The organism is Treponema sp. UBA785, assembly GCF_002297065.1.
Taxonomy (GTDB): domain Bacteria; phylum Spirochaetota; class Spirochaetia; order Treponematales; family Treponemataceae; genus Treponema_D.
In genome coordinates this window covers 1-19587 of record NZ_DBJD01000074.1, presented here as the reverse complement: position 1 = coordinate 19587, position 19587 = coordinate 1, and the positions used below count along the sequence as shown (strand labels likewise).

The window sequence follows — 19587 nt, the reverse complement described above, 5'->3', positions numbered from 1 at the left end:
AGAAATTAAACGCATAAACAAAATATAATCTCTTTAATTTCAAACGTCAATAAAATATATTTTTTTTTACTATTTTTAACATTGAATAAAAAAAAATTATTTTTTCAATAAAAACTTCAATAAGCCCACGAAACTCTTCAATATAAACTCTAAATCAACTTTAAAATTTTTCAACATTAACTAAACTTTATAATAACAGCGTTCCAAAAAAAATCACAATTTTCCTTTTTTTTCTTTTTTTTTCGTTTTCTTTCCACTTTTTTGACTCTCTTTATAAAAACTAATCATAAAACACTTTTTTACAATCAAAAGGAAACTCAAAAACTTGACAATTCGTCAAAGCGTTTATAAACTTAACCGATTAAACAAATAAACCAATAGAGGCACACATTTTGGTGAAAACCGACGAAACAGAATTTAAACAAAAAATCAGCATTATCCGCGACCAGTTTGAAGTCTGCACTCCTTACCTGACAACGTTAAGCGACCCTGTACGCCAAAAAATTCTCCTTATACTCGCAGAATCCGGCACAGACGGCATGGACGTTCAAGATATAACTGCAAAAATCAACCTTTCACGCCCGGCAATTTCGCACCATCTTAAAATTTTAAAAGACGCAGGCATGATAATCAGCCACAAAAAAGGCACTCAGGTTTACTATTTTATTTATATCTACAAAGCGCTAGACAAAATTATGAATTTGGTAAACACAGTTTTAAATCTCGTAAAAAACATAGACATGGAATCCATAAAAGAAAAAGCTCCATGGATGCTAAATTCACCTTAAAATTAGAATCAGTAATTTTTTTGGGGCCATGGGGCTTATCCAAGCCCCACCGGGTCTTCCGTACTTCCGCGTCGCAGCGCTCCATTCCAAAAAGAAAAACCTTTTTGGAACGCCTTCGGCGGTACTCCAGCCCCTTGTCCATCCGTTTTTACAGACAGGTAAATCAAAAAACTACCACAAAAGCTCGGCTTCAAAAGAAGTACCGCTTTCGGTTTTTCCAACCAGAATAATTTTCTTTGCTTCCCTGTCAATTTTTCCAAAAACCTGCACTTTTTGTCCAAGCATTGCCTCTTTAGCAAAGTTTATTCTGACATCTTTAAATTCAATTCCCTGAAATTCAGCAGGCAAAGCATCAACCGCAAAAGCCGCATACCTCGAATTGTTTGTGTGTCCGTTTGCATCCAAATCCGTATATCTTATAAAACGTTCGTCCAAAAGCACCGCGTCTTCAGGAATCTGGATTTTTCCATAAGGAAGACAGTCGTGCTCCGTTTTTCTCAGGGTCGGCGTACGCAATCCCATTTCATCAAACTTTTTAATAGGCAAAATACGGCGATTATTCAAGTCAACCAAAAGCCATGCTGTTATTCCGCTAACAAGCTTTTCACCGTCCAGAGTTTCAATCTCAACAGCGCGCACAAACTGCAAAGCTTCGCTTTTTTCTTCCCAAGTGCGCACAACAATCCGCTGGTTTTCTTTCGGAAATTTATGAATCCTAAATGAATCTCTCGAAACAAGAATGGCAATTCCGTTTTTTGCCAGAGTTTCGCGGCTCATTCCGCGTCTTGCAAAATCTTCAACTGCAATATCTGAAGTAAGTTTTAAAAGTTCGTTAAGGCTTAAATTTTTATTTATATTGCACTGGCTAAAAAACACCATTGTTTCCCAGTTAAAAGACAAATCATCGTTAAAATACTGCCTGCTTTCTGTTTTCTGAGGAATTAAATCTGCCATTTTTCTATCTCCACTTTTGTAAAACTGCAATCAAGTATATCAAAATGACAAATCTTATAAAAGTGTCAAAAAAAATAGAAAAAAACTAATAACGTCCAGTTCCCCACAGCCAGCCGTCATCACGGCTTTCAAAAAACCAAAATTCCTTATTGTAAGTCATAATCGCAAAATTATATGCGCTAAGTTCCGAACCGACAGGAATTGCCATCAACTTTCTAAATCGTCCGGCTTTTAAGATTTTATCAAGATTTTTAACGCCGTAGAGCTCTTCGGCAAGATTTCTTCCTGTTTCCAAATCATTAAAACAGTAAAATGTCGAATATAAAACCGTTTTTCCCCAGGGCAATTCAACCTGAACGATTTTATATCCGCTTTTTTGTGCAAAAATTCCAGTTTGGCAAACAAAAAAAAGAAAAACAACAAAAGCTGCAAACCAAGAATTTTTTTTATTCATTTTATAATTCTAGCACAAAATATTTTTTCACAAAGAAAAAAAAGACCCGGACAAACAGCCGGGCCGTAAATAACAAACTAGAGTGATTTTCTGATCTCTTCGTTGTGTTTCTTTTCTCTAAAGTATTCAGGGATAAAGTAAACACCAGCGGCAATTGCGAGAACAGCAATTACTGCCATAAATACAGGAACAACCATATAAGGAGAAAGATCTCCAGTTCCTTTCAAAACAAACATCTGAACAAAAGCCCAGATGTGGGCAATTCCAAGAATAAATGCAAACACAGCCTTAGCCATAAAGTTTTTGATAAGGAAAGTAGCCAAAAGGAAGGCAATAAAAGCAACCTGAGCAAAAATAAAAGCGTTTACTTTTGGACCGTAAAGAGCGCCAGCAGGATCCCAAACGTAAGTAAAGAGGGAAATTGTTTTTTCGCCGTACAATGGATATTTTTCCTGTACAGATTTTTCCCAATCTTTAAATTCACCGTATTTAATCTCTGGCGGCCATGAACTTTTATCTTTTCCTGTAATTCCAACAGGAAGCTCAGCCCATGTTTTTCCCATATCTTCTACTTCAGAGTAAAGTTTTGCAGAGTTTGTAAAAGGAACAAACTGAGCAACGATAACTAAAAACAACAATACAAAAGAGATATAGTTGTATTTATTCAAGAATTTCATAAATATCCTCCAACAGATATATTCCAAGACAATGATACATTTTATCTAAACGTTTTGTTTTTTTCAAGAGAAACATTAGCTTAATTTAATTATAAAAGCATAATCTTGCGCTTTATCTAACAATCTGTTATAAAGACATTTAGAGGGAGGAAGTTAAAAAATGAAAACATAGTTATGAAACAAATTTTTACTCAGCAAAAAAAACATTTTTACAAATGCGATGATTAAGAGATATCGCTTTTCATTATATTTTTAATTAACAGGAGAAAGTTATGAAAAAAAATATCATTGTAACGGCAGTTTTTTCTGCCATTTTATTAGTATTAACAGAAACAGCTTGCTCTTTTGCTACACAAAAAGCATATTCCAACAACATTTCCGATATAAGTGATAAAATAAACTATCGCTCAATTTCTACAAAAGCCTATATGGGAGGTTCAATTCTTTACAATCCTAAAGATTTGTCAAACAGCCAGCTTTTACAAGGTATCTATATTGCAACTCGATTAGGAAAAGTTACAAAAAATGAAGTATCAAAAGACGATATTATTTATACAGATATCGAAAACGAAGCTTTATACGGATACATATACATTAATAATATAACTGAAAAATCTATAAATTTTTCTTATGTTGAATACTCCCAAAACGGAATAAAAAATACTGAAAAATCATTTAATCTCGAAGTAAATCAAAACGCAGACTTAAATGGAGACGGACTTGCAGACGTATCATACTCAAAACCACTGACAAAAAGAGCAGGTCTTGAAAAAACACTTTGGCTTACATTCATAAGTAATCAAGAAAATCAATACACTAGCATGTTTTCAATTTTACCAGAACAATATACACACGTGGCGTTTATCCAGCAGGTCTATTCGGAATAAATCCTGACGGACAATTTATCGTAAGTAAATATGAAAACAATTCTTCTACACGCTCTGTTGTAAAAGGTCTTTCGGCTGGAGATTTTGTTCTTGACAATAAAACAGGAACATATCACAAAGTAAAAGGCAATACATCATATAAAAATGCAAGAAGCATAGATGAATCAGATCTCGAAACTGAAGATTCAATAGCAGATGTCAATTTTTATTTTACAGAAGAAGATTTCAGCACAGGTTATAGTGCTATCGAGTTGATTGAAACACTTCCTCTTGAAATTATAAATAAGTATGAACCAGTATCCTCAGAACTAGAGGCAGTTGTTACACTGAACAAAATACTTCTTCAAGAAAATTTTGTTCCACTTTGCATAAAAAACTTAAACTTAGAGATAGACAGTGAGTTTCAAGAAATTTTAGCTATTACAAATACTTTATCAGAATACGAACTTGTTTCGTTCAACAGAATGTTTATGAGTGACACATTTAAAGAAGTATGTCCTGCAATAGACTATAACTGCACAGATATTACAGATATTCTTCCTTTAGTTTCTGTTTATATCAATGCAACAGAAAATGAAGAAGAATCCGACACAAATGAAACAAGAAGTGTTTCTTCCTTGAGTTATAGACCAATTGAACTTTCTAATACAATAGGTGATACAAAAAATTTTAAAACAATAACAAATTTTGCAAATTGGAAAGATATAGAATTCTCTGGAAAAGCAGGATATAAATTAGCAACATCATATAATGAGTATATAGCAAGTACAAAAAATCTAGAGAACAAAGTAAATAGCTGTAAAAAAATCAAAATCGGTTTTTTATCAAAAAAAATAACAAATAACAAATTAGGAATCGGAAATTCCAATGCAGGAAACTTAACATTTGCAGAGTTAGATATTGAAACCAATTTATATTTAGGCGGACGCTTTACAATTTCATGGTCAAATTGCAAAGCAGACCTTTCTGCATATACAATGCTTTCTACCTATGCAAGAACATGTCTCAAATACGCATATTCAGCCTCACTGATTGGAGGAGAACAGAATATTTTCAACATAAACGGTTCTTTCTGCATAGGGCCTGTCCCATTTGTTTATGGACTAAGAGGGGACTATGACATTCCGTATTCAATAAATGGCGAAGTAAATTCAGACTATCTTTATGCAGGATTCACAGGTCTTGCAGGAGCAAATGTAAACGTCGGAGCAGATTACGGCTCTCGAAGAGTAAAATGGTTCAAAGTATGGCGTAAATGGATATATAGATATTCAATCTATTTTGAACCATATACAAAAACTTGCGATGCGCTCGCCGAATGTGCTTTTTTTGCTGGAATTGCAAATAGTTCAGAGAAAAATGGTTTGTCAATAACAGCATCTGTCAGCCCATATTTTGCGCTAACTCCTTATTTGGGGCTTGGGGTATCAGCAGGAAATATAAATATCAATCTTCCTGTAACAGAACAAGTATCAGCAGGAATTAATGTAAAGACTAATGGATCTATAGACGGTTTCTTTTCAAATAAGTTTAGTATAAAATTTGGAGGTGCTTTTGATTTGTCATTACCTATCGTCGGTCATAAATCTAAAAATTTTGGAAAATTTGAAATTTACAAAACACCTCAACAAAAGAGTACGTTTCCGATATTAACGATTAACCAATAAATTCAGGACTAACAACTATGAAAAAACGGTTATGTTTATTTATTATATATTTAATATCTTTATATTCACTGATGTCTTGCGATACAACGGAAGATTCTTTCAGAGCAAGTAACTGTTATCTTGAATCTGGAAACAAAATCATTCTGCACTATTTCGGATATTATGATAGTGTAGATTTTGAGTTATATCATTATGATCCCATGACAAATAAGAAAACAAAACATGAATTAGGTTCTATATTAAACAAACCGCTCAGCAGTTATCTTACTATATCATATAAAGGAGATATTCCTGCTGATTCGATTATAGAATTATACGTTTATATGGGTGCAGGACTTAAAGATATTGTTTCGGTAGAAAGAAAATAAGGCACATTTACGATTATGAAAAATTTTCATGCCCGCAAATTTATTAATTCCATTATAAAACTATAAACAAAGAGTATTCGGTTGTTTCTCAATTCGTTGCGAAACAACTTAAAAAAGTCAAGATTAAAAATGAAGTTTTAATCTTGACTTTTTATGGGAGCCAAAATTGAAAAAAAACTATACCATTTTATGTCTGCTAATTTTCTTTCTGTTTACCTCTTGTTACGAAATAGAAGAATTTGAGCCAGGAAACGCTTACTTTACAACAAACAATACACTTATATTGTATTATGACGGTAAATATAACAAGAACGATGTTCGTTTTGAACTGCATACGCTTAATTCATCTACAGAGGAAAGAAAATCTTTTTCCATTATTTCTATAGATAATGATAAAGAAAACAGCAAACTCATCATAAAATACGAGGATACAATTCCAACAGGTTTTGCTACAAAAATTTATATTTTTAAGTATGGAAAATACGAAACCGCTGTTACGGTAGAGTGGCCAAAATCATAAATTTTTTATGAAAAAATATTTGCTATTAATCCAATTCCTGCTTATGCCAGTGATTATTTCATATGCAGAAATTTTTACGCTTACAACGGCAGCAGGAATCAATACATTTTCTCAAAAAGAATATGTTTTTCAAAACGACTCAAAAGTAAGCGAACTTACCTGGGACTGTCCAATTATTCCATACATAGAATTAGGAGTTTTATCTCGACTACACAATTTTGAATTTAATTTGTCGTATGCAACTGTTATTCCTATAAAAAGTGGCACTCTTAAAGACTTAGATTTTAACAGTACTGATATTAGTCAGTATTCCAGTCATAACCTGTATGTTGATAAAAAATATGCTTTCACATTCCAAGCAGGATATAATTTCAGCTCTAAAAATTTATTTTTTTTCCCATTTGCAACGTTCTGCTACAAAAATCAAAAATTTTTTGGCAGAGACGGATATTATCAATACCCAGAAACAGGTATTTGGACAGGAAACGAAACTAAAACGAACTTAAAAGGCAATATCATAAGTTATGAATCTGAATTCTTTATATTCGGAATTGGTCTCTCTACCGCGGTAACTTCAAAAAACTTCACCGTAAAACTAATCGGTGTACTAAACCCATACATAAAAGGGAATGCAATTGACAGTCATTACATGCGAAAAAAACAATTTTATGATTCATTTGATGGAAAGTTCGGATTTTCATTATCAAGTGAATTCTATTATAAAAAAATCTTTCTAAGACTCTCCTATAACCACATTCCATTATTAAAAGGAAGCACCGCTGACAATGTTATAGGAGTTTCCAATTCTGACTTCTTAGAGCAAAAAAATTTTCAAGGAGGAACTTGCTTAGATTCTTTCTCACTAAGTCTTGGTAGAAAAATATAACATTAGCTTAATTTAATTATAAAAGCATAATCTTGCGCTTTCCTCTTTTATCCTTCTTTCCCCATTGTTATTTTTTTAAGCTATTTCAAAACTCAAAGAATAGGCTGTATAATCAAGGCATGAGAAAATTCAAGGTAGTTGCTCCTTACGAGCCAAGCGGCGATCAGGGGCAGGCAATAGAAAAATTAAGCGAAGGCTTTTTGCGCGGCGACAGGTACCAGACGTTAAAGGGCGTTACTGGTTCTGGAAAAACCTTTACCATGGCAAAAATAATCGAAAAAGTTCAGCGTCCGACTCTCATCATCTCGCACAACAAGACGCTTTCCGCCCAGCTTTACCGGGAATTCAAATCTTTCTTTCCAGAAAATGCAGTCGAATATTTTGTTTCTTATTACGATTATTACCAGCCAGAAGCATACGTTCCTGCACGGGATTTGTACATAGAAAAAGATGCCGATGTAAACAAAGAAATTGACCAGCTTCGCCTAAAAGCAACATATTCCCTTATGGAAAGGCGCGATGTGATTGTTGTAGCTACAGTCAGCTGCATTTACGGTCTTGGCATGCCTGACCTCTACAAAGAAATGCGTGTTCATATCGAAAAAGGTGAATTTTTTGATACAAGGAAATTTGAACGGCAGATGACATCAATTCAATACCAGCGAAACGATATGGTTTTAGAACGCGGAAATTTCCGTGTCAGAGGCGATGTTATCGAAGTTTTTCCTCCATATATGGAAACCGACACTGCATACAGAATTGAACTTGATTTTGACGAAATTTCTTCAATAAAGCGTTTTAATGTTCTCACCCGCGAAACCGAAGAAGAGTTGGACGAAATGCAATTTTATCCGTCAAAGCACTTCGTAGTACCGCAGAATGCGCTTTTAAAGGCTACAGACAGGATTCTCGAAGAAATGGCTGAACAGGTCAAAAAATTTCAGATTGAACAAAAACCTCTCGAGGCCGAAAGAATAAAAACCCGGACAACATACGACGTAGAAATGATGAAAGAAATGGGCTACTGTTCTGGAATCGAAAATTACTCAGGCCCAATTTCCGGCAGAAAACGCGGCGAACCGCCGGCAACTCTCCTGCATTATTTTCCAGACGACTTTTTGTGCCTGATTGACGAAGCCCACGTTACAGTTCCGCAAATTGGAGCTATGTACGAAGGCGACAGAAGCCGAAAACAAAATCTTATCGACTTCGGGTTCCGCCTGCCTTCCGCCCTCGACAACCGCCCTCTAAAATTTGACGAGTTTGAAAAAAAACTGAATCAAGTTATTTACGTAACGGCAACACCGCGCAAAGAAGAAATAAAACAGTCAACACAAGTTGTAGAACAGTTGATCCGCCCAACTGGACTTTTGGATCCAATAATCGAAGTCCGCCCGAGCGAAGGTCAAATGGAAGACATTTACAACGAAGTAAAAAAGCGCATTGAAAAACACGAGAGGAGCCTTATTCTTACGCTGACAAAAAAAATGGCGGAAGATTTGACGGACTATCTTCTTGGACTGAATTTAAAAGTAAAATATATTCACTCGGAAATCGACACTTTTGAGCGTGTTGAAATTCTAAAAAGCCTTAGATTGGGCGAAATCGACGTTTTAATTGGTATCAACCTTCTGCGCGAAGGAATCGACCTTCCAGAAGTAAGTTTTATCGCAATTCTCGATGCAGATAAAATTGGATTTTTGCGCTCGACAACATCTTTAATCCAGATTGTAGGCCGCGCTGCCCGCAATGAAAACGGAACGGTTGTAATGTACGCAGATGCAATCACGCCAGCAATCAAAGAAACCGTAGAAGAAACAAAACGCCGTCGTGCGATCCAGCAAAAATATAATGAAGAACACGGAATTACGCCTCACACTGTAAGCAAAACTGTTCAAGACATACTCGTACGTCAACAAAAAGATGCCGAGGAAACCGAAAAAATACAACTCGAAGTTCTAAAAAAGAGCGCGAACCTGTTCGACCCAAAACAGCGCAAAAAGTTAATCGAAGCCCTAAAAAAAGAAATGAGCGATTGTGCCGACCGGCTTGAATACGAACAAGCCGCCGCAATCCGCGATCAAATACAGGAAATCGAAGCAACTTACGGCAAAAAATAGAACTTAACAAAAACGTGCATAGCTGGTATCTGAAACTGAGCTGGCTAGCGCACGCAAAAAGTTCTCTAGACATAAAAAAAAACCGGCTCACGAAGAACCGGCTATTCAGAAAGATTCAATAATTATTCAGCTTTTGGCGCACCAGCATTTGCAGGAACAACATTGATTTTCTTTGTTACAAAACCACTGCGAAGACAGCGAGTGCAAACGTTCAAAGTGCGTGTTGTACCAGCGATTTCTGTCTTTACTTTAAGAAGATTTGGTCTCCAAATGCGGCGTGTGTGGTTGTATGATTTAGAAACTTTGTTACCTGTCATTGAACCTTTCAAGCAAACATCACAAACTCTTGACATAATATATACCTACCTCAAAATCAATTCAACGTGAGTTCCATTATTTTAAGAAATTCTTCCGCTTATGTCAATTCAAAATACTGATTTTATGCCAATTTTATGCGTTAATTTGTCCAAAATCAGTTTTTTTATATCTATTCCGAAGCGCATTAAGTTTTTCTTATAAAAAAGCGAAATCCTCACCTACAATCCAGTTCCAGACCGTCAAACGCTGGACAGACAGTTCCGCCGTTTTCAACAATTTTTTGCAGATTAGCAAATTCCGGCAGTTTTTTATCAATATAATTCTGAATTTCTCCGTGCAAAAAATCGTGAGAAAGATGAGTAAACCAAGTATGCGCCGCTCCAATTTTATCTGCATAAAAAAGCGCCTGATCAAAATTATTGTGAGAAGAGTGTTTATCTGCACGAAGAGCATCAATTACAAGATGATCGAGAAATCCGCCTGAGCAGGTATTTTTTACCCGATTTAAAGAATTTTCGCTTATAAAATTGCAGTCAGTAAGATAAGCAATTGAACGTTTTTTTCCATTCAGTTTTTTAGAAAAAATCCAGCCTGTCGTTTTTATGCAGCCATGCTCCATCGGAACAGGAACAATGCAAAGTTCTCCAAGTTCAAGCGGATTTTTTTCATTGTACGAATCAACATCTATTATGTTCAGTTTTGGAGTTCCGCCGCCTTTTTCGTGCGTCATAAAAATATAATGAAAATTTGTCTTAACGCATTTTTCAGAATCTGAACTCATGTACATTGCAAGACCTTTTCCAGCAGTTTCTGGAAATTTTTTAGAAAGTCTTTCGTCGCAGTTCATTGCGCTAGAGTTCTTGTGGCTAAAAATTCTTAAATCGTCAATTCCGTGAATATGATCTGCGTGAGGATGTGTGAGAAAAACAGCATCAAGTTTACAAAGATTTATGCGAAGAGCCTGTTCCCGAAAATCCGGCCCAACATCAATAAGAAAATTTCTGTCGTATGAGCCATTTTTTATAGAAAGAAGCGCGCTCGCTCTGAGCCGATTGTCTTTTTTGTCTCCAGACTTACAAACTTTGCAATTACAAGCAATTACAGGCACGCCATGGCTTGTTCCTGATCCCAAAATCGTCAGTTTCATATAGAAAGATTTTAGTTAAAACATGATTTTCTGTCAAAACACTACATCTAGCGTAAATTATTGACCACAGCCGGCTTGAAGTGCTAGTATTAGTGTACATCAATCACATTTTCATGGGAGAATAAAATGCCTTATTCAGAACCAACCAACCTGGGCGTAATCGCATGTCCGGGTGGTGCTGCATTTGCGGACGAAGTAATTACTCATCTTCGTCACATGTACAAACATCGTTTTACATTAAAAAATGACGTAATTTCTAAACGATATACTTTAGACAAAGACAAACTGATTAAGGACATCAACTTCCGCAACGATATGGTGACATCTGACCTTGTTGTACGCGGAGCAATCGACAAATACCGTGCGCCAGATTTTAAAATCAACACAGCTTTTACTTGGTTTGCAAACGGTGAAATTAAAGCAGAATTGATGGATTCTGTCCGCGGAAAAGATATTTATATTTTTCAAGATGCAGAAAACCACCAGCCAATTGAAATGAACGGCGGAAAAAATGTTGTTACATTCTCTGTAAACGACCACGTAATGACACTTCTTGTAACAATCGATGCTGTTCAGCAGGCTGGAGCAAGATCAATCACTCTTGTACTTCCGGCATTTCCTTACAGCCGCCAGCACAAAAAGAAGGGCCGCGAAGGTCTTACGGCAGCGCTTCTTTGCCACATTTACGAAATGCGTGGAGTCGACCGCGTAATTACTCTCGACATTCACTCTCGCGAAATTGTAAACGCATTCAACACGACACATCTCGAAAACCTACATGCTTCCTATCAGGTTATCCGTGAACTTACAAAGGTTGTAAATCTTTCTGGTCCTGACAAGGAAGATTTAGTTGTAGTAAGCCCTGACACAGGCGCAATCGACCGCAACAAATTCTATGCTACAGGCTTAAAAGTGCCGCTCGCAATGATTTACAAAGAACGCGATTATTCTGTCGTAACTCAGAATGCAAAACAGACAAATATTAAAAGCGTAAAACTTCTTGGCGACGTTAAAGGAAAAGTTGCCTTCCTTGCAGATGATATGCTCGGAACAGGAGGAACTCTCCTTAAAGCAATGCAGTTTTTGCAGGAACAGGGCGCAACAAAGGTAATCGCCGCAATTTCGCTTCCGTTCTTTACAGGAAATGCAATTGAACTGTTCGATGAAGCTTATAAAAACGGCCAGTTCTACCGAATAATCGGAACAAACGCCGTTTACCATCCAGAATTAAAAGAAAAAGAATGGTTTATAAGCACAAATGTTTCTGGTCTCTTTGCAAATGTAATTACAAGAATTCATCACAATCAGAGCTTGAGCGATCTTTTGGACAACAGAACGATTATCGACAAACTGATTAAAAAGTCTGACGATACAGAAGAAACTCAGGCATAAATAAAAAAATTATTAAAAACTGTCTGACAGGCGCTTCAGTCCTTATCAGGCAGTTTTTTTTTGCAAAAATGGCAAATCTCCGCAAATTGTTGTAAAATGAAAAATAAGCCTCGAAGCAAAAAATTCGGACAAGGGGCTGGAGGGGCGGCAAAGCCGTTCCAAAAAACTGGCGGATGAGCCTGTTTTTTGGAATAAAACCCCGCAAGACCCGGTTTTTGCGACAGCAAAAATGGCCCCGAAAAAAATTGGAGATTTTTATGAAAGATGCTATTCTTTGTGTTGATATTGGAACTTCTTCGTTAAAAGCGGCGCTTATGCCAGATTCGCCAAAAAGCATTGCCTATGCACGCGCGAATTTTACGGAAAAAGATGAATCGAAAATTGCACGGGAATGGGTCGGGGCTTTAAAACAAGCTGTCGAAGAATTAAAGCAAAAATCGCCGGACACTGGAATTGAAGCGATTTGTATTTCCGGCAACGGGCCGACGGTTGTAAGCAGCAACGGGCTGACGCTTCTTTGGTCTAAAGATGCGCCAACTTCCGTTTCTGACAAAAAGTCAATGTGGATTCCGCGTCTGGATGCTTTTAGAAAACTCCACACTCACCACTGGTACGAATCTGACAAGATTTTTGGAACTCCTGAATACCTGATTTACCGTCTGACAGGAAACGCCGTAACAATTCTGCCGGAAGAACGTTTCAGAGAAATTTATTGGACAGAAGAACAGCTCAAGGCAGAAGGTTTTTCTGATGACGAAATCAAAAAACTGCCTCCATTTGTAAAACCTGGCGCACTCGCTGGAAAAATTACAAAACAGGCGGCTGAAGAAACTGGTCTTATCGAAGGAACATTGGTTTTTTGCGGCGCTCCTGATTTTGTTGTTGCGCTGATTGGAACAGACACGCTCGACACCGGCATGCTATGCGACCGTTCAGGTTCAAGCGAAGGGCTTAATCTCTGCACTCCAGTTCCGCTCAATTCGCCAAATATCCGCACAATGCCGTCGATTATTCCTGGAATGTGGAATGCGGCGGTAATCATTCCAGATACAGGAAGCAGGTTTGCAAATTTTAAGAAAAAGATTGAAGACGAATTAAAAACAAAAATTACGCACAAAAAACTAGTTGCGCAGATTGTAGACACTCCGACATTTGAAAATCCGCAGATTTTGACGGATGAACAAAAAAAAGAAGGACTTGCGATTATTCACGATGTAACTCACCAGCTTTGGGCGGCCCTCAACATTCTAAAAAAGGCTTCGGAAGAGGCAGGACTTCCACAGCCGAGAAGCATTACCGTAACTGGCGGGCAGGCTCTAAACGAAAAATGGACTCAGATAAAATGCGATACTCTCTGCGTTCCGTTTGTTGTGACTGAATGCGTGGATGCGGAACTTGCAGGCGACAATATTCTTGCAAGAATTTCGCTCGGATATTACGACTCGATAGAAGAAGCGGCATTTGTTCTTGTAAAAAAATCGCACGTCTACACTCCGGCTATGCCTGCTGACCACTCGTAGACAGGCGCTGCATTTTAATGAAGGTTTATTTTATTCCAGAAAAAGTCCAGGTTCTGATTTTTGATGTAGATTCTACGCTCTATACAAATTCTGAATACGCAAAAGAGCAGATTGACGGTCAAATCCGACATTTTGCCCAAATGCGAAAAATTTCCGCTGATGAAGCCCGCGGGCTTTTTTCTGATTTTAGGAAAAATTGGGCGAACACACATTCCGGACAAAAAATCAGCCTTGGAAACCTTCTTACTTATTTTGGAATTTCGATTGAAGAAAGTATTTTTTGGAGAAAAAAACTTATAAATCCTGCTGAATTTTTAAAACCAGACGCAAGGCTTTTTAAAACTCTTTCCGCCTTAAAAGAAAAATTTTATCTCATTTGCGTAACAAACAATCCTGTTCTGACGGCAAGAAAAACTCTCGAAGCGCTGGGAGTTTCCGGGCTTATTCCAGAAATCATTGGGCTTGACACAACGCTAAAATCAAAGCCTGCCAGAGAGATTTTTGAGCTTGCCGCAAAAACCGCAGGAACAGCTCTTAACAAAAAAATAAAATTTGAAGAATGTCTAAGCATTGGAGATCGTTACGATATTGACCTTGACCTGCCGTTAAAACTTGGAATGGGCGCAATTCTTGTTGACGGTGTAAAAGATGTTTATTTGCTTCCAGAAGTTTTGTAATATAATTATATTGTGTTATAATTTGTACTGATTTTAAGAAAAAGTTCTACGGAAGTTCTATGGAAATCGAAACATTTAAAGACAGTATAAACCTCACAAACAATGGAAAACTTCAGATTTTTTTCATCGGAACTGGAAGCGCTTTTAACAAAGTCGATTTTCAGAACAACCTGCTTGTAATAAAAGGCAAAGATCATGTCTTGATTGACTGCGGAACTTTATTTTCTTACGCCTTAAAAACATACAACACTCCGCTCACAAAAATCCGCACGATTTTGCCGACACACTCACATTCTGACCACATTGGCGGCCTTGAAGAAGTCGCATACACAAATTTTTATATGACAAGACAAAAACCGTCGCTTATTGTTCCAGATTTTTACAAAAAAATTCTTTGGGAAAAAAGCCTGGCCGGAGCCTGCTCTTACGGCGAGGAAAAAGGAATAGACAATTTTTTTACTTTTGACGATTATTTTAAGCAAATCTGCCCAGTTGAATTAAAAAACACTCCGCGCCCGGTTTACGAGGCAAATGCAGGTTCAATAAACTTAAAACTTGTACGAACAAGGCATATTCTTTGCCCAAATGCAGACTGGAACAAAATTTTTTATTCTGTCGGAGTTTTAATAGATGACAGAATTTTCTTTAGCGGAGACACAAAATTTGACCGTCCAATGCTGGATTGGATTGAACAGACTTATAAACCGGAATGTATTTTTCATGAATGTACTTTTTTTGAAAGTCCTGTTCATTCTTCTTACAATGAGCTTCTAACTCTTCCAACAGAAATGCGCAAAAAAATGTTTCTCTGCCACTACGGCGAAAACTACAGGGAGTTTTTACCTCAAGATGACGGTTTTGCGGGTTTTGCAGAGCGCGGTCTTTATTATACCTTTTAGAAAAAAGCATACACCATTTGAAAAAATCTTTGTTTTTTGTTAATATTAGTCTATTCGACTCTGTAGCTCAGCTGGATAGAGCATCCGCCTCCTAAGCGGAAGGTCGCGCGTTCGACTCGCGTTGGAGTCATAAAAAAAGCGCCAGGAACACGGAGGGCGGCGCAGCCGGTGCAAAAGCACCGAGGGCACCGAAGCCCGCAGTACTCCGACCCGCAAAGCGGGTGGCGCCCAAAAAATTAGTTTTTGCAGTAAAGAATCGAGCCTAAAACTACCAGATGGCCTGCAAAATTCCAGAGCCATTTCATAAAATTGTGGAAATTTCCGTCGATAAAATCGCTCAAGACAATTGCAACAATCCAGACAATCATAATAATAAGCATCAGAATGCTTTTAAACTGTCCGAGACTACCGATAAAAAGTTCAAGAACAAGATAAATTCCTGCAAGAAGTTCGATTATTGAAAAAACAATTACCGCAATGTTTTCTGCGCTGCCGCTAAACACGCTTTTTAGAGAGTTAATTCCAAAATCTCCGCCGCCCTGCAAGCCCCAAATACCGCCGACAGCCAGCAACAAACCAAGAGAAAGCTGAATAATCAACTTTTCAACAGAAAAACTTTTTTTTGCCATAATTTAATTCCTCCAAACATTAAAAAATGCTTTTCTAATATAAAATTATAGCACACAAAAATTCGATTTTAAACTTTGGATTTTAAAAGTTTTAATTTTTTTTGTAGACTAATTCGAAAATTTCACAGACAACGGGCATTTCTTCGTCAAAATCAAAACCGCAAAGGTCGGCTTCTTCCTCAAAAAAGTCACGCTCTTTTTCCTGCCAGGCTTCAAGATTTTCGTCTTCGCCGTCCTGCTGCGCAAGTTCCCAGCTGATTTGGCTGAACGGAATTATTTTTACATCTTTTATGCGGATTACAGCGCAAGGATTCTCCTGAGTATCTTCCACGACGTAAACTTCGCCGGCAACAGGGAGCTTTTCGCGGTTTATTTCAAAAGAAGGAAAAGGTGTAAAGATTGCAGTTTTTTTTTCGCCAAGCACGAGATTTAGCTGCGACTGACCTGTCCAGCCCGAATCTTCAAAACAAAGCTCGCCGTTATAGACAGCCTCTTGTGGTTTTTGCCCGGTTTTTGCCAAATATTCATTCCAAAATTGAAGCACTGTCATTTTTATTTTCCTATTTTCTCGCACGGATTATTTTTAAGATAAAAGAAATTATAAAGAAAATTGCTGGAACTACCGTAAAAAAAAGCGGCACAAACGGAAGATTGAAAATTTTTAAAGAAAATTCGCTTATGATTCCAACTTTTAAGAGAAGCTCAAAAACAAGGCCTGTGTAACTAAAAATTGCTCCGCAAACCATAAAAATCCAGACAGAATCACGCGTCCGGCTCAAAAGCAAAATTGCTAAAAAAGCAGTAATTCCGCCAAAAACAAGTTTTACAATGTAAAAAACCACTTCGCTTTCAAGCATTTTTTCTTACCCGCATACTTAAAATTTTTAAAAGTCAAAAGGTGATTTTTCCAGCTTTTTAAAAACTCCAGAATCTGCTCCAAAAGGAACAATGCTCGGAACAGAAAAAAACGGGCTTACGACAAGATCGCAGTCCAGACAATGCTGAACAAAGTTCTCGTATTTTTCCTGCGGAATTTTCGGAAAAAGCCAAGGCCCCTTTCTCGTCCAGTATTTTGTCAAAACTTTGTCGTATTTAAACCAGTCTTTTTCTTCGCGAACCTGAAGTGCTTTTATTAAATCATAAAAAGAACGCGTTACCGCAGCTTCTAAAGCCGCTGGAATAAAAGCAGAACAAAAATCGATTTTTGAATCTTCAATAAACTCGCTTTTTACAGCGACAATCCAGATATTCTGCGCCCAGGCAAGCGGAGGAGCAATCAAAACACAGGCGGCATTTTTCCAGTCAATATTCTGCGCATTCCACGGACGATAAACAAAAGTTCCGTCTTTGCTTATGGCAAGGCTTTTTTTAAGAGCATCTTCTTTTGAATTACAAATAACTGCAATTCTTTCATCATTCAGCAAGGCGCTTACGGCACGGCTCAGTCTTGAAAGTCCAGAATTTTTTGAAACAGCATTAAAATCCGTAACAAAACTTCCTGTAAGACCGCGGCTTATTATGTTCTTAAAAATCGTCCAGCCGCTAAAAAAATCGCTTCCCCAGCCCAAAACAGCCCGGCCGCCTTCCAAAAACATATCAGTAAGACGAACGCGCTTTTCTGTGTACAGAAAATTTCCGCGCGCTCTTTTTACAGTCCCGAAACGAGATTTTATGCTCTCTGCAAGAATATTGATTTCTGTCATTTTGCTTTTTTTACAGCTTTGAAAGTTTCTCGCCCACGAGTTTCGACGCGATTCCAGGGTTCGCCTTTCCCTTAGAAGCCTTCATCACCTGGCCTGTAAGCCAGCCGACAACGTTTGTCTTTCCGGCCTTAAAGTCAGAAACAGCTTTCGGATTATCAGCGATAACCTTGTCAACAATCGCCTCGATTGCGCCGGAATCAGAAACAGTCTCCATTCCCTCTTCCTTGATAATCTCAGCCGGCATTTTTGAAGTCTCGAGCATTTTCGCAAAAACGGCCTTTCCCTGCGCGTTCGAGATTTTCTTGTCCGCAATCGCGTTCACAAGCTCGGTTATGTGCTTCGGAGTGATATTCACCTCGCTGATTGTCTTTCGCTGCTCGTTAAGAACCGCGAGAAGCTCGGCAAGAATCCAGTTCGCAACTTTTTTAACGTCTTTCGCGCCTTTCGCGGCCTCTTCAAACCAAAGCGCAAGCTCGCGTGAAGAAGTCAAAGTCTCAACATCAAAATCAGAAAGACCGAACTGCTTCTGCAATCGGATTCTCTTTGCCTCAGGAAGCTCGCCGACTCTGCTTTCCGCGCGCGAAATCAGCTCCTCGTTCACCTTGAACGGCTTGATGTCCGGCTCAACGACAAATCGGTAGTCAACGAACGAATTCTTTGTACGCATAATCTGCGTAACGCCCTTGTCCTCGTCCCAGTTCATCGTGTTCTTGTAGCCCGGATTGAATTCCTGGCGGTCTTCCTCAAATTCCTTGAGCTGCCTTTTCGCCTCGTAAGCGCACGCCTCGCGGATTGACTTGAAAGAGTTAAGGTTCTTGATTTCGGAAATAGGAGTATGGTAAAGCTTTCCGTCCTCCCAGACATTGAGGTTGATGTTAGCATCGCAGCGCATATTTCCTTCCTCAAGGTTTCCGTTTGTAACTTTCACATAGCGCAAAATTTCCTGAACAGTCTGCATAAAAAGCGCGGCCTCGTCAGGAGAAGTCATGTCAGGCTTTGTAACAATCTCAATCAACGGAGTTCCCGAGCGGTTGTAGTCGATATAGGAATGTTTTCCCGGCAAGTGAAGCGATTTTCCTACGTCTTCCTCAAGATGGATTCTCTCGATTCTCACGCGGCGGTATTTTTTGCCCTCGTTCTCAACAATGCAGTTCTCGCCCTTAAAATTGTTCGGCCGGAATTTTGCTCCGCCTTCCTGCTCGTCCTTTGAATAATGCGAAAGCGGCAAGTCAACGTGTCCGTCTGCGCAAAGCGGAATATCGTACTGCGTAATCTGATAGCCTTTCGCAAGGTCAGGATAAAAATAATGCTTGCGGTCAAATTTTGTAAAGCGCGCGATATTGCAGTTCAAAGCAAGACCGGCAACCGCCCCAAGCTCCACATAGCCTTTTGAAATGCGCGGCATAGCTCCCGGCAAGCCAAGACAAACCGGGCAAACTCGCGTGTTCGGCATTCCGCCGTATTTGTTCTCGCAGGCGCAAAAAGCCTTTGTTTTTGTAAGAAGCTGCGTGTGAATCTCACAGCCGATTACGATTTCATATTTATCAATTGCCATAATTTTCTCCAACTTTTCTGGGCGTTTCCCTCACTTTCGTTCGGGTCGGGCCTTTCGTGGTTCCGCACATCAGTGCTCCATTGCTCTCACTTCGCAAGGCTCCGTTCCGCAACGGCTCCGCCGCCACTACACGCCCTAACGCAAAATCCGACTTTTACTTTTAAACCGATTCCTTAACCGGTTCACGAACCGGAATTCCGCAGTTTTTGTGGTCTTCTTCCCACGCCTGCGCGGTCTGAAGAATCTTCAGCTCGTCGAACATTTTTCCTGCAAACTGAATTCCGACCGGCATGCACGAAGCGTTCTTGTTTTCCTTTGAAGTAAATCCAGCCGGAACTGAAATTGAAGGAATTCGCGCCAAGTTCACAAATGTCGTAAACAAGTCGCTCAAATACATTTCAAGCGGGTCGTCAACTTTTGAGCCGA

The 19587-nt window shown here is 38.4% G+C and carries 22 protein-coding genes and 1 tRNA gene; 12 read left to right on the top strand and 11 right to left on the bottom strand.

What is annotated here, in order from left to right:
- Positions 1–395: 395 nt before the first annotated feature.
- Positions 396–788 (top strand): ArsR/SmtB family transcription factor, encoded by a 393-nt coding sequence (locus B2X33_RS06350; protein ID WP_296668466.1) that lies wholly within the window; start codon positions 396–398, stop codon positions 786–788.
- A 171-nt stretch (positions 789–959) separates the two neighbouring features.
- Here the strand turns inward: B2X33_RS06350 and B2X33_RS06345 are convergent, their stop codons facing one another.
- From B2X33_RS06345 to B2X33_RS06335, 3 genes are all read right to left on the bottom strand, one after another.
- Entirely contained in the window at positions 960–1742 is a 783-nt protein-coding gene (locus tag B2X33_RS06345) for an acyl-[acyl-carrier-protein] thioesterase (RefSeq protein ID WP_296668439.1), read from the bottom strand.
- An 85-nt stretch (positions 1743–1827) separates the two neighbouring features.
- Entirely contained in the window at positions 1828–2196 is a 369-nt protein-coding gene (locus tag B2X33_RS06340) for a hypothetical protein (RefSeq protein ID WP_296668437.1), read from the bottom strand.
- Positions 2197–2273: 77 nt separating this feature from the next.
- Positions 2274–2873, bottom strand: coding sequence for a hypothetical protein (locus B2X33_RS06335; protein WP_288584696.1), 600 nt, complete (start codon positions 2871–2873; stop codon positions 2274–2276).
- A 272-nt stretch (positions 2874–3145) separates the two neighbouring features.
- On the opposite strand from B2X33_RS06335, the gene B2X33_RS06330 reads away from it, so the two are divergent.
- The 6 genes from B2X33_RS06330 (at position 3146) to uvrB (ending at position 9321) form a co-directional block, all read left to right on the top strand.
- Positions 3146–3760, top strand: a complete 615-nt coding sequence (locus tag B2X33_RS06330; RefSeq protein ID WP_296668434.1) for a hypothetical protein — start codon at positions 3146–3148, stop codon at positions 3758–3760.
- A 251-nt stretch (positions 3761–4011) separates the two neighbouring features.
- Positions 4012–5427, top strand: coding sequence for a hypothetical protein (locus B2X33_RS06325; protein WP_296668432.1), 1416 nt, complete (start codon positions 4012–4014; stop codon positions 5425–5427).
- A 17-nt stretch (positions 5428–5444) separates the two neighbouring features.
- Positions 5445–5795, top strand: coding sequence for a hypothetical protein (locus tag B2X33_RS06320; protein WP_296668430.1), 351 nt, complete (start codon positions 5445–5447; stop codon positions 5793–5795).
- 166 nt (positions 5796–5961) lie between these two features.
- Positions 5962–6315 (top strand): hypothetical protein, encoded by a 354-nt coding sequence (locus tag B2X33_RS06315; RefSeq protein ID WP_296668428.1) that lies wholly within the window; start codon positions 5962–5964, stop codon positions 6313–6315.
- A gap of 7 nt (positions 6316–6322) precedes the next feature.
- A complete protein-coding gene (locus B2X33_RS06310) occupies positions 6323–7201 on the top strand; it encodes an omptin family outer membrane protease (RefSeq protein ID WP_296668426.1) in 879 nt (292 codons plus the stop codon).
- Between the two features lie 119 nt (positions 7202–7320).
- Positions 7321–9321 (top strand): excinuclease ABC subunit UvrB, encoded by a 2001-nt coding sequence (uvrB, locus tag B2X33_RS06305; protein WP_296668423.1) that lies wholly within the window; start codon positions 7321–7323, stop codon positions 9319–9321.
- A gap of 122 nt (positions 9322–9443) precedes the next feature.
- Here the strand turns inward: uvrB and rpmB are convergent, their stop codons facing one another.
- Positions 9444–9674 (bottom strand): 50S ribosomal protein L28, encoded by a 231-nt coding sequence (gene rpmB, locus B2X33_RS06300; protein WP_296023253.1) that lies wholly within the window; start codon positions 9672–9674, stop codon positions 9444–9446.
- 179 nt (positions 9675–9853) lie between these two features.
- Positions 9854–10786: an MBL fold metallo-hydrolase gene (locus B2X33_RS06295; RefSeq protein ID WP_296668421.1), complete on the bottom strand. Its 933-nt coding sequence runs from the start codon at positions 10784–10786 to the stop codon at positions 9854–9856.
- A 126-nt stretch (positions 10787–10912) separates the two neighbouring features.
- On the opposite strand from B2X33_RS06295, the gene B2X33_RS06290 reads away from it, so the two are divergent.
- The 5 genes from B2X33_RS06290 (at position 10913) to B2X33_RS06270 (ending at position 15404) form a co-directional block, all read left to right on the top strand.
- A complete protein-coding gene (locus tag B2X33_RS06290; RefSeq protein WP_296023247.1) occupies positions 10913–12178 on the top strand; it encodes a ribose-phosphate diphosphokinase in 1266 nt (421 codons plus the stop codon).
- Positions 12179–12435: 257 nt separating this feature from the next.
- Positions 12436–13698: an FGGY-family carbohydrate kinase gene (locus B2X33_RS06285; RefSeq protein ID WP_296668419.1), complete on the top strand. Its 1263-nt coding sequence runs from the start codon at positions 12436–12438 to the stop codon at positions 13696–13698.
- Positions 13699–13715: 17 nt separating this feature from the next.
- The gene (locus tag B2X33_RS06280) at positions 13716–14375 is read left to right on the top strand and encodes an HAD family hydrolase (RefSeq protein ID WP_296668417.1); all 660 of its coding nucleotides are present in this window, start codon (positions 13716–13718) and stop codon (positions 14373–14375) included.
- 59 nt (positions 14376–14434) lie between these two features.
- Complete coding sequence (locus B2X33_RS06275) at positions 14435–15274, top strand: MBL fold metallo-hydrolase (RefSeq protein WP_296668415.1); 840 nt, start codon at positions 14435–14437, stop codon at positions 15272–15274.
- 56 nt (positions 15275–15330) lie between these two features.
- Positions 15331–15404 (top strand) — tRNA-Arg (locus B2X33_RS06270).
- 106 nt (positions 15405–15510) lie between these two features.
- Here the strand turns inward: B2X33_RS06270 and B2X33_RS06265 are convergent.
- From B2X33_RS06265 to B2X33_RS06240, 6 genes are all read right to left on the bottom strand, one after another.
- A complete protein-coding gene (locus tag B2X33_RS06265) occupies positions 15511–15903 on the bottom strand; it encodes a hypothetical protein (protein ID WP_296023231.1) in 393 nt (130 codons plus the stop codon).
- Between the two features lie 91 nt (positions 15904–15994).
- Positions 15995–16453, bottom strand: a complete 459-nt coding sequence (locus tag B2X33_RS06260) for an ASCH domain-containing protein (protein ID WP_296668413.1) — start codon at positions 16451–16453, stop codon at positions 15995–15997.
- A gap of 10 nt (positions 16454–16463) precedes the next feature.
- A complete protein-coding gene (locus tag B2X33_RS06255; RefSeq protein WP_296668411.1) occupies positions 16464–16760 on the bottom strand; it encodes a hypothetical protein in 297 nt (98 codons plus the stop codon).
- A 27-nt stretch (positions 16761–16787) separates the two neighbouring features.
- Positions 16788–17606, bottom strand: coding sequence for a hypothetical protein (locus B2X33_RS06250; RefSeq protein WP_296668409.1), 819 nt, complete (start codon positions 17604–17606; stop codon positions 16788–16790).
- Between the two features lie 10 nt (positions 17607–17616).
- Entirely contained in the window at positions 17617–19161 is a 1545-nt protein-coding gene (gatB, locus tag B2X33_RS06245) for an Asp-tRNA(Asn)/Glu-tRNA(Gln) amidotransferase subunit GatB (protein WP_296668407.1), read from the bottom strand.
- A 160-nt stretch (positions 19162–19321) separates the two neighbouring features.
- Positions 19322–19587 (bottom strand): amidase family protein (locus tag B2X33_RS06240; protein ID WP_296668405.1); only part of this gene is annotated, 266 nt, incomplete at its 5' end.

Excerpts from the sequence above, each read along its gene's own strand:
- B2X33_RS06345 (WP_296668439.1), bottom strand. The coding sequence starts at position 1,742 with ATGGCAGATTTAATTCCTCAGAAAACAGAAAGCAGGCAGTATTTTAAC.
- B2X33_RS06340 (WP_296668437.1), bottom strand. The coding sequence starts at position 2,196 with ATGAATAAAAAAAATTCTTGGTTTGCAGCTTTTGTTGTTTTTCTTTTT.
- B2X33_RS06335 (WP_288584696.1), bottom strand. The coding sequence starts at position 2,873 with ATGAAATTCTTGAATAAATACAACTATATCTCTTTTGTATTGTTGTTT.
- B2X33_RS06330 (WP_296668434.1), top strand. The coding sequence starts at position 3,146 with ATGAAAAAAAATATCATTGTAACGGCAGTTTTTTCTGCCATTTTATTA.
- B2X33_RS06320 (WP_296668430.1), top strand. The coding sequence starts at position 5,445 with ATGAAAAAACGGTTATGTTTATTTATTATATATTTAATATCTTTATAT.
- B2X33_RS06310 (WP_296668426.1), top strand. The coding sequence starts at position 6,323 with ATGAAAAAATATTTGCTATTAATCCAATTCCTGCTTATGCCAGTGATT.
- uvrB (WP_296668423.1), top strand. The coding sequence starts at position 7,321 with ATGAGAAAATTCAAGGTAGTTGCTCCTTACGAGCCAAGCGGCGATCAG.
- rpmB (WP_296023253.1), bottom strand. The coding sequence starts at position 9,674 with ATGTCAAGAGTTTGTGATGTTTGCTTGAAAGGTTCAATGACAGGTAAC.
- B2X33_RS06295 (WP_296668421.1), bottom strand. The coding sequence starts at position 10,786 with ATGAAACTGACGATTTTGGGATCAGGAACAAGCCATGGCGTGCCTGTA.
- B2X33_RS06290 (WP_296023247.1), top strand. The coding sequence starts at position 10,913 with ATGCCTTATTCAGAACCAACCAACCTGGGCGTAATCGCATGTCCGGGT.
- B2X33_RS06285 (WP_296668419.1), top strand. The coding sequence starts at position 12,436 with ATGAAAGATGCTATTCTTTGTGTTGATATTGGAACTTCTTCGTTAAAA.
- B2X33_RS06280 (WP_296668417.1), top strand. The coding sequence starts at position 13,716 with ATGAAGGTTTATTTTATTCCAGAAAAAGTCCAGGTTCTGATTTTTGAT.
- B2X33_RS06275 (WP_296668415.1), top strand. The coding sequence starts at position 14,435 with ATGGAAATCGAAACATTTAAAGACAGTATAAACCTCACAAACAATGGA.
- B2X33_RS06265 (WP_296023231.1), bottom strand. The coding sequence starts at position 15,903 with ATGGCAAAAAAAAGTTTTTCTGTTGAAAAGTTGATTATTCAGCTTTCT.
- B2X33_RS06260 (WP_296668413.1), bottom strand. The coding sequence starts at position 16,453 with ATGACAGTGCTTCAATTTTGGAATGAATATTTGGCAAAAACCGGGCAA.
- B2X33_RS06255 (WP_296668411.1), bottom strand. The coding sequence starts at position 16,760 with ATGCTTGAAAGCGAAGTGGTTTTTTACATTGTAAAACTTGTTTTTGGC.
- B2X33_RS06250 (WP_296668409.1), bottom strand. The coding sequence starts at position 17,606 with ATGACAGAAATCAATATTCTTGCAGAGAGCATAAAATCTCGTTTCGGG.
- gatB (WP_296668407.1), bottom strand. The coding sequence starts at position 19,161 with ATGGCAATTGATAAATATGAAATCGTAATCGGCTGTGAGATTCACACG.